General features: G+C 64.1%; 12 protein-coding genes. 7 read left to right on the top strand and 5 right to left on the bottom strand.

The window, feature by feature from the left end:
• Nucleotides 1-42: 42 nt before the first annotated feature.
• Nucleotides 43-1,212, bottom strand: coding sequence for a helix-turn-helix transcriptional regulator (locus tag C811_RS12310; protein WP_016309975.1), 1,170 nt, complete (start codon nucleotides 1,210-1,212; stop codon nucleotides 43-45).
• 244 nt (nucleotides 1,213-1,456) lie between these two features.
• Between C811_RS12310 and C811_RS16700 the strand changes: the two genes are divergently transcribed.
• The 6 genes from C811_RS16700 (at nucleotide 1,457) to C811_RS12285 (ending at nucleotide 6,076) form a co-directional block, all read left to right on the top strand.
• On the top strand, nucleotides 1,457-2,002 hold the full coding sequence (locus tag C811_RS16700; RefSeq protein WP_016309974.1) for a hypothetical protein: 546 nt from the start codon (nucleotides 1,457-1,459) through the stop codon (nucleotides 2,000-2,002).
• Nucleotides 1,999-2,658 (top strand): hypothetical protein, encoded by a 660-nt coding sequence (locus tag C811_RS12305; protein WP_016309973.1) that lies wholly within the window; start codon nucleotides 1,999-2,001, stop codon nucleotides 2,656-2,658. Before C811_RS16700 ends, C811_RS12305 begins: the two co-directional genes overlap by 4 nt.
• Nucleotides 2,659-2,888: 230 nt before the next feature.
• The gene (locus C811_RS12300) at nucleotides 2,889-3,764 is read left to right on the top strand and encodes a bifunctional hydroxymethylpyrimidine kinase/phosphomethylpyrimidine kinase (protein WP_016309972.1); all 876 of its coding nucleotides are present in this window, start codon (nucleotides 2,889-2,891) and stop codon (nucleotides 3,762-3,764) included.
• 112 nt (nucleotides 3,765-3,876) lie between these two features.
• Nucleotides 3,877-4,161, top strand: coding sequence for a type II toxin-antitoxin system RelB/DinJ family antitoxin (locus tag C811_RS12295; RefSeq protein ID WP_016309971.1), 285 nt, complete (start codon nucleotides 3,877-3,879; stop codon nucleotides 4,159-4,161).
• A complete protein-coding gene (locus C811_RS12290) occupies nucleotides 4,142-4,585 on the top strand; it encodes a type II toxin-antitoxin system VapC family toxin (RefSeq protein ID WP_016309970.1) in 444 nt (147 codons plus the stop codon). The genes C811_RS12295 and C811_RS12290 overlap by 20 nt, the downstream gene beginning before the upstream one ends.
• A 279-nt stretch (nucleotides 4,586-4,864) precedes the next feature.
• Nucleotides 4,865-6,076, top strand: a complete 1,212-nt coding sequence (locus C811_RS12285) for an ATP-binding protein (RefSeq protein WP_016309969.1) — start codon at nucleotides 4,865-4,867, stop codon at nucleotides 6,074-6,076.
• A 247-nt stretch (nucleotides 6,077-6,323) separates the two neighbouring features.
• On the opposite strand, the gene C811_RS12280 is transcribed toward C811_RS12285, so the two are convergent.
• Nucleotides 6,324-8,186 carry an FAD-binding protein gene (locus C811_RS12280; RefSeq protein ID WP_016309968.1) on the bottom strand — a complete coding sequence of 621 codons (1,863 nt, stop codon included), beginning with the start codon at nucleotides 8,184-8,186 and terminating at the stop codon, nucleotides 6,324-6,326.
• Nucleotides 8,187-8,547: 361 nt separating this feature from the next.
• Between C811_RS12280 and C811_RS12275 the strand changes: the two genes are divergently transcribed.
• On the top strand, nucleotides 8,548-10,122 hold the full coding sequence (locus C811_RS12275) for a helix-turn-helix transcriptional regulator (protein ID WP_016309967.1): 1,575 nt from the start codon (nucleotides 8,548-8,550) through the stop codon (nucleotides 10,120-10,122).
• A gap of 151 nt (nucleotides 10,123-10,273) precedes the next feature.
• On the opposite strand, the gene C811_RS12270 is transcribed toward C811_RS12275, so the two are convergent.
• The 3 genes from C811_RS12270 to C811_RS12260 are packed head-to-tail and all read right to left on the bottom strand — an operon-like array spanning nucleotide 10,274 to nucleotide 13,287.
• Nucleotides 10,274-11,443 carry an ABC transporter substrate-binding protein gene (locus tag C811_RS12270; RefSeq protein WP_016309966.1) on the bottom strand — a complete coding sequence of 390 codons (1,170 nt, stop codon included), beginning with the start codon at nucleotides 11,441-11,443 and terminating at the stop codon, nucleotides 10,274-10,276.
• Between the two features lie 21 nt (nucleotides 11,444-11,464).
• Nucleotides 11,465-12,250 (bottom strand): ABC transporter ATP-binding protein, encoded by a 786-nt coding sequence (locus C811_RS12265; protein ID WP_016309965.1) that lies wholly within the window; start codon nucleotides 12,248-12,250, stop codon nucleotides 11,465-11,467.
• The gene (locus C811_RS12260; RefSeq protein ID WP_016309964.1) at nucleotides 12,247-13,287 is read right to left on the bottom strand and encodes a FecCD family ABC transporter permease; all 1,041 of its coding nucleotides are present in this window, start codon (nucleotides 13,285-13,287) and stop codon (nucleotides 12,247-12,249) included. The genes C811_RS12265 and C811_RS12260 overlap by 4 nt, the downstream gene beginning before the upstream one ends.
• Between the last annotated feature and the right edge of the window lie 112 nt (nucleotides 13,288-13,399).

The raw sequence follows: 13,399 nt of genomic DNA, 5'->3' as shown, positions 1-13,399 counted from the left end.
CCCACGGGGTGGGCATCCGCGAGCCGCGGTTGCGGCTGGCCGCTAGCGGGGGGCGCCGAGCCGATCGATCAGCTCCTGCTTCGTGTGAACCCCCAGCTTCGCGTAAATGTGCTTGACGTGGGTCTTTGCCGTGCCCTCGGAAATGAAGAGCTGGGCCTGGATGCGGCGCAGGCTGCGACCCTCCAGGAGGAGCGCCGCCACTTCGATCTCCCGCTTGGTGAGGCCGTGCTGGGCCGCCACGTCCTCGATGCGCTGTGCCGTCGTGGTCGACCTGTTCTCCGGCCGGTCGATCCAGGTACTTTGGAAGAGAAAGAAGCTCATCATGCTGGCTGCAGCCAGGACGAGCGAGAGGGTCTCGGGCACTTGGAATCCTGCGCGCAGCGTCGTGGTTCCGAGGAAGGTTCCCAGAGACCACGAGAGGTTGACCAGGGAAAAGTAGGCAGCTTTGGGGAAGCGCAGGCCCGAGGCGGCAATGATGGCCAGGGCCATGTAAAGCAGCAGCATAGCCGGGTAGGTGGGGATGGGGTTCTGGAGCAGATCGCCGAGTCCCGTGGGCGTGCTGAGGGTGCCGACTACGAACACGAAGCCGCCGGCCACGCCGAAGATGCCGACGAGGATGTTGGGCACGACGGCGAGGGAGCGCAGCGAGAGCGGGCGCAGGTTGGTGGTGGGGGCAACGCTGTCCCTCAGGTTCACGAGAAGCACGCAGGGTGCCGCGATAATGAAGGTGCCTTGGAGGGCCGGCGATGACTGGGTGAACAGAAGGTTGAGTCCGTAGAACAGCACGAGGGACGCGGTTAGCGCCAAGGCGAGCCCGTGGATGTTGTCGGAGCGCTCGAGGTTCTCGAAACGGAGGAGCTGGCAGGAGAACGATCCGATGGAAAGGGCGCCCACGAGGGCGCTGCGCAGAGGATCGCTGTGGAGATCGAGGAAGCCGATAGCCACAAGCAGACCGCAAAGGGCGCTCGTGGTGAGGGGCGCTGCGATATGGAAGCGGCGCGGAAAGCGATCCCATTTCAAGAACAGGATAATAGTTGTGGCGAGTAGCCCAAAGAGCTCTCGATGGGACGGCCCGCTGCCTTCCGGCATGAGAAAGGATGCCCCGGCAGCGTGGGACATCTGGTAGAACCAGACCCAGATTACCGCGTCGATGGCGGCGATATTGAGCGCGTGCGAGAATCCGACGCTCTTCGATTGCAAATGCACTTGCATGGCCCCTCCGTTCAAAATCGTCCGTTTCGGATGACCCCTGGCGGCTCTATAAGCAGTTTTGCGAGATCGACGCGCGACTGCCCAGGCCGTAGCATCCGAGGTGTCCGATTCGTCGGCGGAAGACCCGGTGATGGGAAGCTCCCCAGCCCTCATCGACCGTTGATTCTAGCGCTTTTTCGAAGGCGATGCCAGGCCGCCATGGCCGGCGCCGGCGAATCGGGTTGGAGAAAAGATTGGAGGATGCATGGGAAAGACGCAGACAGTAACGCGCAGGGGATTTCTCAAGGTCGGTGCCGCGGCGGGTTGCGCAGCGGCTACTCTGGGCGTGCTCGGCGGTTGCGCCGGGACAACGACGGCACCGGAGCCGGGGCCCGAGCCGGTAGCAGAGCCGGAGCTTGCGGAAACGGGGAGCGAGAAGGAGGCCGAGGCCCCTGCTGGCGGAGAGGCCGCCGCGCCGATGATCTACCTCATCGACCGTTTGGTGGCGAAACCGGGTCAGGGCCGGGCGGTGTACGATCGTTACCTGGAACGCTTCCAGGCTATTGCTGCCGAGAAGGGCATGGCCCTTGAGCACGCCATCGTGGCTCCGCCGCTATGGCTCACGGATCCGGCGAGTAATAACACGCTCGAGTTCATCTGGTCCTTCGAGGGCTATGGCTCCTTGGCGGCGGCCATCGCCTACGGCGATCCCAGCGTGACCGCCTGGTGGCGCGAGCTTGAGGAGCAGCTTGAATCGCGCGACCGTTCCTATTTCTCCAGCGAGGCTGATGTGGAGGTGCTGAACCGATGATTAATGCCCTGTATCTGGTGACGTTCAACGAGGGCGTCTCCCCTGAAGAGAAGACGGTGATGCGCGACGAGGCTCGGGCGGCGTGTGAGGCTGTGGCGCCGGCGTGGCTGTGCGACATCGTGCCCGACGATTCTCCGACCAATGCGGGGGATTTGTTCTGCGAGTTGGCTTTCGCCGACCGCACCGCCTATGACGAGGCCGCTGGATCGCCGTCGTGGGAGAGTTTGCGGGAAGCCGTGTCCGACTCGTCCCTGGCCGCCGACGTCACGTTCCTCGCCTACGGCCCCGGACAGGCCAACCTCAAAGGTGGCGACAGCACGTGCCATCGCATCATGCTCATGCACCTGGTGGAAGGCGTGGCTCCCAAGATGGTCGAGGCCATGACCCAACGGGTGCTGCAGGTGGGGGAGTATGTCCCCGGCTTGGTGAATACGCAGATCTCCGAGGTTTTCGACTCCAGCGGCGCGGTGCCGTGGAACTATGTTTACGACTGCGATTTCGATACGGCCGCTACGTTCCTGGGCAAGTACATGACCTCTCCCTACCACTGGGGTTATCTGCGGCTCGTGCAGTCTGACTGCGTGGAATGCGTAGCCGATAAGCAGATGACCCCCTACATTCCTGCCGAAAGGGCGTTTCTGACGGCCCTCGACTAAGGTAGGGCGAACGGGGCGGGAAGGGGAGCGGCGGTTCGCTCCGCCGTTCCGCTGTCTGCTCTGCCGATGTGCTGTTGGGGTCCCGTCGGTCGCCGCGACGGGGCGGCGACTGCGGCTCTGCCTTGGCCTCTGGTCGCTAACAGTTCGCTGGCGTTCGGAAAAACCTAGGGTCGTGCCTGCGGCGCAAAGGGTAGAATCGGTTGCGATTACCCAGTGGAAGGAGCATTCCCATGACCCATGCGCCCCAGGCAACGGCCCTCTACGAGCGACACGAGGCCTATATTCCCCGCGTGGCGGCCATCCATGACCTGTGCGGCTACGGCAAGTGCTCGCTTGGCGTAGCCATTCCCGTGTTGTCAGCGGCCGGCTGCGATGTGTGCCCGGTGCCCACGGGCCTGTTTTCCAGCCACACGGCCTTCCCCGGCTGGTACATGCATGACACCACCGACATTCTTTCCGACTATCTGGCCGCTTGGCAGGGTATCGGCGTGGAGTTGGATGCGGTGTACTCGGGCTTTCTCGGCGCGCCCGAGCAGGTGGACATCATCAAGCAGGTGTGGGACACCTACCCGGACGCGCTGCGCGTGGTGGATCCGGTGATGGCCGACCACGGCAAGGTGTACCCCACCTACACGACCGAACTCGTGGCCGCCATGGGCACCCTGGCCGACGGGGCCGACATTCTCACGCCGAACCTCACCGAGGCTGCCATTATCCTGGGTCGCGAATGGGAAGGCGCCGACGTGGACGGGGAGACCGTGCGATCTATCATGGGGGCCCTGCGCGAGCGCGGCGCGAAGAACGTGGTGCTGAAGGGTATCGAGCACGGTGACGGCCTCATCCACAACTACGTGTGGGGTGATTCGGTTGATTTCACCGAGACCACCAACGCGAAACTCCCCTATATGCTCCACGGCACCGGCGACGTGTTCGCCAGCACGCTTTTGGCCGCTGCCATGGCCGGTCGCGACTTGGCTTGCGCCACGGCCTTCGCCGCCGACTTCACCGCCGACGCCATGGTGGTGTCCGCCAAACAACCCGACTTCGAGGCCCGCGGCGTCTCCTTCGAGCCCCTCCTGGGGAAGGTAACGGCGCTTTTGGGCTGAGCGACAAGGAGGTGAGGAGGGGCTGTGCGGTGATCCGATGCAGCCCCTCTTTCTTGACAGCGGTTCTTCTGCCATCTAGAATGTATGACATGTCATACGAAAGGTGGTCGCCATGGAATCGGTACTCACGGTGCGTTTGGACGGCGCGGTGAAGGAGCAGGGGACCGCAGTCATGCAAAGGTGCGGCTACACGCCCTCGGCGGCAGTGCGGCGTCTGTTCGATTACGCGGTGCGCCACGACGCGCTGCCTTTCGAGGCTCAGGAAAAGCCCTCTCGTGAGGAGATCCGCCGTCGCGTCGCCGCGTTCGACGCCTGCCATACGACAGGTCCTGCGCTTTCCGACGACGAGGTTCGTGCCCAGCGATTGGGGGAGCGCTATGGAACTGATGCTCGATAACAACATCGTGCTCGACCACATCCAGCGACGCGAGCCCTTCTACGAGCTGTCGCGGCGCGCGTGCCTGCTCGGCATTGTGGGAGAAGCGAACACCTACATCAGCGTGAGCATGCTGACGGATTTGTTCTATCTGCTGCGGAAGGACTTCGGAAGTAACGGGGCCCAGGCTATGCTGGAGAACAACCTGTCGTTCTTGAAGCTTGTGAGCGTGACGCCCGAGGATGCTCAGGTGGCCCTTCGCGCACGATGGAACGATTTCGAGGACTGTCTGGTGGCTCGCTGCGCCGAGAAGATAGGCGCCGACTACATCGTCACGCGCAACGTGAAGGATTTCGCCGCCTCGAAGGTGGAGGCGGTTACGCCCGAGGAGTTGTTCGCTCGCCTCGAGCAGCAGGGCTTCATCTACGAGGAGATTGACTGGTAGGAGTGGGGAGAGCGAAATCGCGTCTGGGGAGCGCATTGAACGGCTTAGGGCCCTCGGCGAGCAGAAGCGCGCACTTGTGAGTATGGTTCGGGGAAATGGCTTGGGCGCTTTGGACAGAGAATGGGCTTCCGGTTTCTATTCGTAGAATGCCCCGTTTTCGAAGGTTTTCCGATTACTAGTCGGAAAATTTTCGAAATTCGGGATTTATCCGATTACTAGCAAGATAAAATAGCACCGTCGGCTACAAGGACCGCTTTAACGGGCAAGGAGGGCGATACCATGATTCGACGACCGTTCTACATGGACAAATTTCGCGATCTGCACTCGTCCGAGGTAGTAAAAGTCATCGTGGGCGTACGCCGGTGCGGCAAATCGACTTTGCTCAAGCAGTTGCGCAATGATTTGGTGGAACAGGGCGTTTCTCCCGAGGCCATCATCTATATTGATTTCGAGTTGCCCTCAAATGCTCCCCTTACGGATACCTCGGCGTTTCTTTCCTTTGTCGGCGAGCGAGCGCGACAACAGAGCCAGTCCTACCTTTTCGTTGACGAGGTGCAGGAGCTTGAAGGATGGGAAAAGGCTATCAACGGGCTTAGGGCTGAGTTCGGGTTGAACATCTATGTGACGGGATCGAACGCTCGCATGTTCGCGGGAGAGGAGTCGACGTATTTGGCGGGAAGGTATGTGAGCGTGCCCGTATTCCCGTTGTCGCTTGCAGAGTTTTGTCAATTTACCAGTGTCGAGGCGTCCGACCCCCGGGCGGTTGAGGGGGCCTATCAACTTTGGCTGCGGGAGGGGTCGTTTCCCGCTGTGGCCCTTGCTCCCAACGAGGCGCTCAAGCAGGCCCTTCTCGACGGTATTTACGAGTCGGTATTCACGCGCGACATTATCCTGCGAGGTAGAATTCGCAACGAGGCCGCATTCGTGCGCGTTGCGTCCTTCGTCCTGGAGAACATCGGGAACTTGACATCGGCTTCGGCCATTGAACGGGCGCTGAAATCGGGCGGCCACCGGGTGGGGGCCGAAACCGTCGACAGTTACCTGCGCCTTATGCAGAGCGCTCACCTGCTCTATCGCTGCGATCGCTTCGACATACGGGGGAAGGAGCGCTTGCGCACCAACGGGAAGTACTATGTCGTGGATCCGGGGCTGCGAAATCGCGTCATCGGGTTTCGACAGAGCAATCATGGTCACGTTACCGAGAATATGGTGTACCTTGAGCTCGTCAGGCGGGGCTACGAGGTAAGTGTCGGAACGCTTCCCGGCTGCGAGATCGACTTCGTGGCGCAGCGGGAAGGAGCGCTCCACTACATCCAGGTGAGCGAGACGGTGGCCGACCCTGCAGTTCTTCAGCGGGAGCTTGCGCCTTTCGCGAAGTTGAGGGACGCCCATCCGCGGGTTCTCATCACGAAGGACCGGTCGGACTATGGGCAGGAAGGCGTCCGCCACATGAATCTCTTCGACTTCTTGTTGGGCGAGAAGCTGCCATAGCTTTCTAGAGACCGTCTGGGGCGCTGGTCGAGAGGGGCTGAGGCGTTGGCAAGGCGTCGCCCGCATGTCATCATGATGGGACGTTCTTCAGGCCGCCCCTTGGGTCAGGCTGCCTGGTTCTGGCAAAAAAAGGACGCGCCCCGCGGGAGGGAATGCGGGGCGCGTAAGGGGAGGGTGAAGTTCGGGGGCGGATGTCGACCTTGGATCGAGACGGACGGCTTTCAGGCCGCCTCGGTCCGATCGGCGCCTAGTTCCCGGCGGCGTGCTTGCCGGCTACGCGGCCACTGGTCATGGCGTTGCCCATGTTGTTGCCGGCCGAGGGGCAGTTGTAGGCGTTGCCATAGCGCTCGCCCATGGTGTTGCCCACGGCGTACAGGCCGGGAATCACATCGTTCTTCGAGGCGGTCAGCACCTGCATGTTGCCGTTCACGCACAGGCCGGCCAGCGTGTTCAGGCCCGGGCCGTACAGGTTCGGCGTGTTCTGGGCGGCGATGTAGAAGGGGGCCTCGTCGATGGGGATGAGGTTGTCGGCCGGCTTGCCGAAGTCGGTGTCCTTGCCGGCGGCGCACAGCTCGTTGTAGCGCTCGACGGCGGCCTTGGCGCTCTCCAGCGCCTCGCCTTCCAGGCCCGCGTTCGCGAGCACTTCCTCCACCGTGGAGCCCACGAACACGTCGTTGGTCATGGCCATGCCGCGGTTGGCGATTTCCAAACCGCGCACCGTCACGGTGCCGGCCGCGGGATCGGCGGCATCCATCTGGGTCTGATATTCCTCGATACCCTCGGGGAATCCCCAGTTGGGAGCGCCGTGATCCAGGCCGCCCGCCTTGATGTAGTCCATGTGCTTCTTGTCCATGATGGCAAAGTTGCCCTGCATGGCTCCCTCCAGGTTGATGGGCTGGCGCACGGACTGGGCCAGCACCAGGCCGGCAAAGGATTCGTTCATGAAGCGCTCGCCCTTGCAGTTCAGCCACAGGCAGGGCGTGGATCCCCAGGGGCCGAACGAAATGGAGGGTGCATCGCCGGCTACAGGACGCGGATGGCTCTCGATGGCACCGCCGGCCCAGCAGCCCATCTTGTGGCCTGAGCCGTCGCAGTCGGTCATGCCTGTGAGCATCTCGCGATCCACGCCGTGGCGCATGGCGTTCTCGGCGCATTCCGAGCACAGTTCCCATACCATATCGGTGTTGGCACCGAAGTCGCCTGTGGCCAGAATGACACCTTTGGCAGCGTTGAACTGCACGTAGTTGCCGTCGGCGTCCTCGGCGATAACCCCGGTCACGGCGCCAGAGTCGTCCGACAGGCAGCGCACGGCAGTCATGCCGCAATGCCACTCAGCGCCCAGATCCTCGGCGGCGTCGCGGCAGTAGGTTTCGATCTCGGTGAGACGCGACACCTCAGTCAGCCCCGCCTTGCCCACTGGCTGCGCGTTCTGGGTGCCCACGGTTTGCACGGTGGAGGCCCACATCTTGTAGCCGGAGATTTCCACGGGATAGTCCGAGCCATTCGGCTTGTCGTAGGCAATCTGCACGATGCACTCGTTGCCGGCATAATCGAACACGTTGGAAGTGTCGGGGATGAGCGAGGCCAGATTGTCCATCATCTCGCCGGAGTTGTACACGAACGAACGGATGACCTCGGTGTTGCAACGGCCGTTTGCGCGGCGTACGTACTCGTTCACGATCTCGTCCAGATCGTAAGGTCCGAAGCCCCAGCTCTGCAGCAGCTGGGAGTTGTAGGAGCAGATGTCATCGCCGCGGTAGACGATCTCGCCGTCGTTGTGCTTTTCGATGACGGCCACCTTCGCACCGGCCTGGGCTGCCGCAAGCGCCGCTTGGGTGCCGGCGTGGCCGCCGCCGACCACCACGACATCGAAGTCGCTTGTCTGGGTGATGGCGTCGGCCGCCACTTCGGGGGCCTCTCCCAGCCAGTCCTCGTCGCACATGTAGTAGTCGGGGCGTGTGGCGGCGGCGCCCGTAGCGCTCAGCTCTCCCTCGGCGGCTCCGGCAGAGGCGGTCTCCTTGGTCTCGGGGGCGCAGCCGGCCAGGCCCATCACGCCCAGCATGCCGGCGGCACCGGCGCCGGCGAGGAAGTTCCTACGAGACAGTTCCATGATTCCCTCTCCTTATCAATCGACTATCGGAATCGGCGGCTCGACGTATCGGTCGGGCCTCGTGCCCCATCATGGCAGGCGCAACGGATCGTCTCTATCCGCAAAAGCGTCGATATTTCCCCCGCAGACGGTGATGGCCGTCTCAACGCTTTTACGTATTTTGGTGGTTGAGATCAGCAAAACACCAGGTGGGAGAATGCGAGGGAGAGTTGATTGGCCGCAGGGCTGCTATAATGCCCTCCAGTGGTCGCGCCGCCTCGCCCCACGCGATCTGGCGGTGCTTTGGGAGGGAGCGCGCAGGCGACGGCTCTCGGCGACAGGGTTGCCGGCGCTGCTGCGCACAAGGAGAAAAGAGCGAGCTATGGCGAAGTCCGCCGATATGCCCGACGCAGTGCCGCGGGCCCCTCGTCCCTTCCGCGGCGATGGGGATGGCGCCGATCCGTCACGCGGGATGCTGGCTCTTCTCGTGCTCGGGTTGGGCTGCCTGTTCTCGTCGCTGCTCATCTACTCCGGCACGGTCATCAGCTTTCTGCGCTTCCCCGTCTTCAGCCTGGCCTTGGGCCCTGCAGGTTTCATGGGGATGTTCGCCGAGACGACGCTTCTGGTGGCTACGCTGATCGCGGCCGTGCTGGCGGCGATGAGCCTGCGCCGTTCCCGTCCGCTGCCCTTCATGGCCCTCGGGGCCGTGGCGGCCGTGGCGTACCTCTGCTGCGCCCTCGGCTTCGGTTTTGCCTGCTACTTCGCCGTCGATATCCCGACGGTCTATCTGCTGCTCGGAGCGGCTGCCGCGGTGGCCGACTGCGGGATGGCGCTCGTGTGGGGCCGCGTGTGCGCACGGCGGTTGTCCATCCGTCTGGCCCTGGTGGTGGTCGGCGCCGCTTCGGCGCTCTCGGCCGTCCTGTGCTTCCTGTACGGATGGCTCCCGTTGGAGGGAATGCTGGGGCTGCTGTTCGTGTGCTCGGCCGTAGCGGCGGTGGTGCCCCTCGCGGTGCACGAGCCGCCTGCTTCGCAAGGAGAGCCCGCCGCTGCCGACCGGCCCGCCCTGGCGTCGCTGTTCGATGTGGCCGGCATGCCGAGCCTGGGGCTGGTGGCCTTCGCCTTCGCCATGGCGGTGATGCGCACGGCCTTCAACGAGGGGCAGGGCGCCTACTTGGGGGCCCTGGCGCTGTCGGGCGCGGGAGTTGTGGCCTTTGCGTTGCTGAAGCGCGGGCCGTTTCTGCTTTCCGGGGGCCTGCAGCAGACTTTTCTCCCCATCTTCGCCCTGGTCGTGCTTGCCGGCGTCAGCATTACCGCCACGCTTGGATGGGGCGGCGGGGCGTCCGACTGGCTCACCTACGGGTTGTACTCGATGGCGGCCGTGCTCACCTTGGCCACGCTCTGCGCCGTGGCCCATGCGGGGGAGTTCTCGGCCGACCTCGTGTTCTCGGTAGCGCTGTGCGCGTTCTGCGGTGCCTCGTTTCTGGGGCAGCAGGTGGGCGGCGCGCTTCCCGACGAGATGATCTCCGTCACGGTCACCCTCACCACCACGCTCTACGCCTTCGCGCTCGTGCTGGTATCCCACGTGCGTCGTCGCTCCGAGGCGGATGGGATCCTCGGCGATGCGGGGGCTTCTGGGGAGACGTCTCCGGTTCCTGCGGTTGGGAGCGGCGCCCCGGCTGCGGGGGCCGAGGAGGCCTCGTTGCCCGATGCAGCACGAGGATGCGAGCCTCGGGGGTTTGCCGGCCGTTGCGCCGAGCTCGCCGACGCCCACGGCCTGACGGCCCGCGAACGGGAGATCCTCACGTACTTGGCCGAGGGCCACAACGGATCCTACATCGCCAGCGCCCTGTTCATATCGCCCAACACGGCGCGCACCCACATCCACAACATCTACCGGAAGCTCAACATCTCTTCACGCGAGGACATCCTGCGCCTTACCCGCGAGCCGCGCCCTTGACGGGCGTGGAGCTGTTCGCCGACCAGGGGTGCGGTACAAGCATCGCTCCCCCAGGGTGAAGGCGGCGCGATAGCGCGGGGTTGCGTCGGGGGGGGGTGCCTGCGTACGTGGTGAGGCGCCCCCTCGATTGGGGAAGCGCAAGGTTGCGGCGTTACTTCCGCACGGCGTCCTTGATGAGGTCGTTCAGCTCCTCGTCAGTGAGGGCGTAGTGGTATATGGTGCTGTAGTATGCGCGGGTCACGTCCTCGATGGAGTCGTCGAAGGCGTCGGGGTACAAAAGGCGCGGCAGCCACTGCAGGCCCATGAGCTGGTTCACCGCTGGCGGGTTGTTCATCCAGCACCACGGATCGTTGGGCACCTGGTAGTAGTTGTCGTTGTCGATGGCGGCAATGCCGGCCCAGGCCGGGTCGTCGCCCACGGTGTCGTAGATGCTGCCGGTCTGGAAGATGATGAGGTCGGGGTTCCACAGGGCGATCTGCTCGAGGCTCACCTCGTTGCCGTTGCCCTTGCCGGACACGTCGTCCACCACGACCACGTTGTCGGCCACCATGTCCATCACGGCGCCCTGGAACGAGGTCTTGGCGATGGCGTTCAGGCCGTTGTCGCCGAGCAGGTAGGCCATGCGCACGCGTTGGTCCTCGGGAATGCCCGCCATGGCAGTCTCCACGGTTTTGTAAGCGTCGTCGCAGTAGGCGGAAAGCTCGTTGCCGCGGTCTTCCATGCCGAGCAGCTCGCCCAGGCGCGCGTAGGCCGCGCCGTAGTCGGACAGCTTCGCCTCGATGAACACCACGGGAATGCCCAGCTGCTCCTGCAGGGCGTTCAGGTCTTCCTCGGCCCCTTCTTTGGCCTCGCCGGTGTCGATGATGACCTGCGGTGCGGCGGCGGCCACGGCCTCGCGGTTCAGGCTGTCGGTGGCGCCGAGCACGGCCCCGAACACCGGGTAGTCGGCGAACTTCTCGCCGAAGATCTTCAGCTGGTCGTCGGTCAGCTCCTGAGCCAGGCCCACCATCTTGTCGGGGGCCATGGTGAGCAGCACCTGCTGGGCGGTGAAGCCCGACGGGCAGATCTTGTCGATCTGGGCCGGCAGCTCCACGGTGCGCCCGAGGTCGTCGGTGAAGGTGATGGTGCCCGCAGCGTCGGCGGCCGCCTCGGCATCGGCGTCCACCTTCTGCTCGACGGCGGGGGTTGCCGGCGCATCGGAGCCGTCGGCGCCGTCGCTGCTGGAGCAGCCGGCAAGCGCGAATGCCAGGCATCCGGCCAGGGCGAGCGTTGCGGTGGCGCTGGCCAGCGCGCGGCCCTTGTTCCTCAAGGTTCTCAACATGTGGTTTCCTTTCCTCCCAAGTCAGGAACGTTCTATCTCGCGAACGGGCACGCAGACGCGCACCTTGTCGCCGTAAAGGGAATTGACCTCCACCTCGAGGTCGTACAGCTCGCTGATGAGCTTGGAGGTGATGACCTCGTGGGGGTTGCCGAAAGCCGCAAGCCGCCCCTCGGCGAGCACCATGGTGGCGTCGGAGTACAGGAAGGCGTGGTCGGGGTTGTGGGTCGATTGCACGATGGAGAGCCCCTCGCGCGCGAGTTGGCGCACGCAGGAAAGCACCCGCATGGTGTTGCCGTAGTCCAGGGCGCTCGTGGGCTCGTCCATGATGATGGTGCGGGCGTTCTGGGCGAGCGCCCGGGCGATGAGCACGAGCTGCTGCTCGCCGCCGGAGATCTGCGTGTAGGTGCGGTGGGCCAAGTGTTCGATGCCGATGCGGGCGAGCGCCTCGTGAGCCCTTTCCAGCTGGGCCGGGCCGGGGGTGGCGAGCATCTTCAGGTCGTTGCCGGTGGCCATGAGCACCACGTCCACCACCTCGTAGTCGTACACCGGCGCATGGGACTGCGGAATATAGGAGATCTCGCGGGCGCGCTCGCGAATGGAAAGGCGCCTCAGGTCCTTCCCGTTCACCGCGATATGCCCCGTATAGCCGGGGTCCAGCCCCAGGATGCAGCGGAATAGGGTGGATTTGCCCACGCCGTTGGGGCCGAGCACGTTCACGAGCGTGCCGTCGGGAATGGAGAAGGTCAGGTCGCGCAAGATCTCGCGGCTTCCGTAGGAGAAGCTCAGGTTCGTCACTTCAATGCTCATAGCTTCTTCTTCCGGGTGATGAGGTACAGGAAGAAGGGTGCGCCCACGAAGGCCGTGAGGATGCCGATGGGAATCTCGGCGGTCGTGGCCAGACGGGCGATGTCGTCCACGATGAGCAGGAACGTCGCGCCCATGAGCATGGAGGCCGGGATGAGCCGGCGGTAATCGGCGCCCACGAGCATGCGGCACAGATGGGGGATGATGAGTCCCACCCAGCCGATCATGCCGGTGACGCAGACGCTTGCAGCTGTCACGAGGGTGGCGGCGATGATGACGACGATGCGGGTGCGCTTGGCGTTCACGCCCATGGTGGCGGCCTCGTCGTCGCCCATGGTGAGGATGTTGATGCGCCAGCGCAGGGCGAACAGGGTGGCGCAGCCTAAGAGCATGATAGGGAAGACCATGGTGATGTCGCGCATGCTGGCGCCGGTGAGACTGCCCATGAGCCAGTAGGTGATATCGGCCAGCTCGTCAGTGGGGTCTGCCACGAGTTTCGCATAGGAGACGCCGGCCTGGAACAGCGACGACACCATGACGCCGGCGAGCACCACCACCATCATGTGGTTGCCGCGGGCCCGCGCGCTGATGAGCAGCACTAAAAGCACGGTGAGAAGCGAGAACCCGAAGGCGAACACCGAGGTCATAACGGAGCTGAGGCCCAAGAGAATGGCCACGGCCGCGCCGAAGGCGGCTCCCTGGCTAGCGCCCAGGATGTCGGGGGACACCAGCGGGTTCTGGAAGGTGCCCTGGTAGGCGGCGCCGGCCACGGCCAGGCAGCAGCCCACCATGAGGGCGAGCAGCACGCGGGGCAGGCGTACGTTGAAGAAGAGCGTGGCCTGCTGGTCGGACCAGATGGGCTCCTGGGGTACGACGAGGTTGGCGAGCATGGCCGCCGCCTCGGCGAGGGAGATGGGGTAGCGCCCGAGCAGAAGCGACACGGTGGCCGCCACCACGAGGAGCGCCGCGAGCCCGGCGACAACGCAGCGCGCCCGCGCGGTGGCGTGGGAGTGCCGAGGCAGCGCGACAGTGTGGCCCACGGCGATGTACCCCCCTCTCTCTTATTGAATCCGGTCTCGATGATGAGCGAGGTGATTATATACTTAGTTGAGTATAATTTACAAGTGAGAATAATAAGGTACTATAGTAGGA

The sequence above is a fragment of the Adlercreutzia caecimuris B7 genome, assembly GCF_000403355.2.
Classification (GTDB): domain Bacteria; phylum Actinomycetota; class Coriobacteriia; order Coriobacteriales; family Eggerthellaceae; genus Adlercreutzia; species Adlercreutzia caecimuris.
The sequence above is the reverse complement of the archived record's forward strand: the minus strand, read 5'-3'. Positions and strand labels throughout refer to the sequence as shown.

Bases quoted from the DNA above. Each gene is read 5' to 3' on its own strand.
- C811_RS12280 (WP_016309968.1), bottom strand. From the start codon at position 8,186: ATGGAACTGTCTCGTAGGAACTTCCTCGCCGGCGCCGGTGCCGCCGGC.
- C811_RS12290 (WP_016309970.1), top strand. From the start codon at position 4,142: ATGGAACTGATGCTCGATAACAACATCGTGCTCGACCACATCCAGCGA.
- C811_RS12285 (WP_016309969.1), top strand. From the start codon at position 4,865: ATGATTCGACGACCGTTCTACATGGACAAATTTCGCGATCTGCACTCG.
- C811_RS12305 (WP_016309973.1), top strand. From the start codon at position 1,999: ATGATTAATGCCCTGTATCTGGTGACGTTCAACGAGGGCGTCTCCCCT.
- C811_RS12300 (WP_016309972.1), top strand. From the start codon at position 2,889: ATGACCCATGCGCCCCAGGCAACGGCCCTCTACGAGCGACACGAGGCC.
- C811_RS12265 (WP_016309965.1), bottom strand. From the start codon at position 12,250: ATGAGCATTGAAGTGACGAACCTGAGCTTCTCCTACGGAAGCCGCGAG.
- C811_RS12275 (WP_016309967.1), top strand. From the start codon at position 8,548: ATGGCGAAGTCCGCCGATATGCCCGACGCAGTGCCGCGGGCCCCTCGT.
- C811_RS12270 (WP_016309966.1), bottom strand. From the start codon at position 11,443: ATGTTGAGAACCTTGAGGAACAAGGGCCGCGCGCTGGCCAGCGCCACC.
- C811_RS12295 (WP_016309971.1), top strand. From the start codon at position 3,877: ATGGAATCGGTACTCACGGTGCGTTTGGACGGCGCGGTGAAGGAGCAG.
- C811_RS12310 (WP_016309975.1), bottom strand. From the start codon at position 1,212: ATGCAAGTGCATTTGCAATCGAAGAGCGTCGGATTCTCGCACGCGCTC.
- C811_RS16700 (WP_016309974.1), top strand. From the start codon at position 1,457: ATGGGAAAGACGCAGACAGTAACGCGCAGGGGATTTCTCAAGGTCGGT.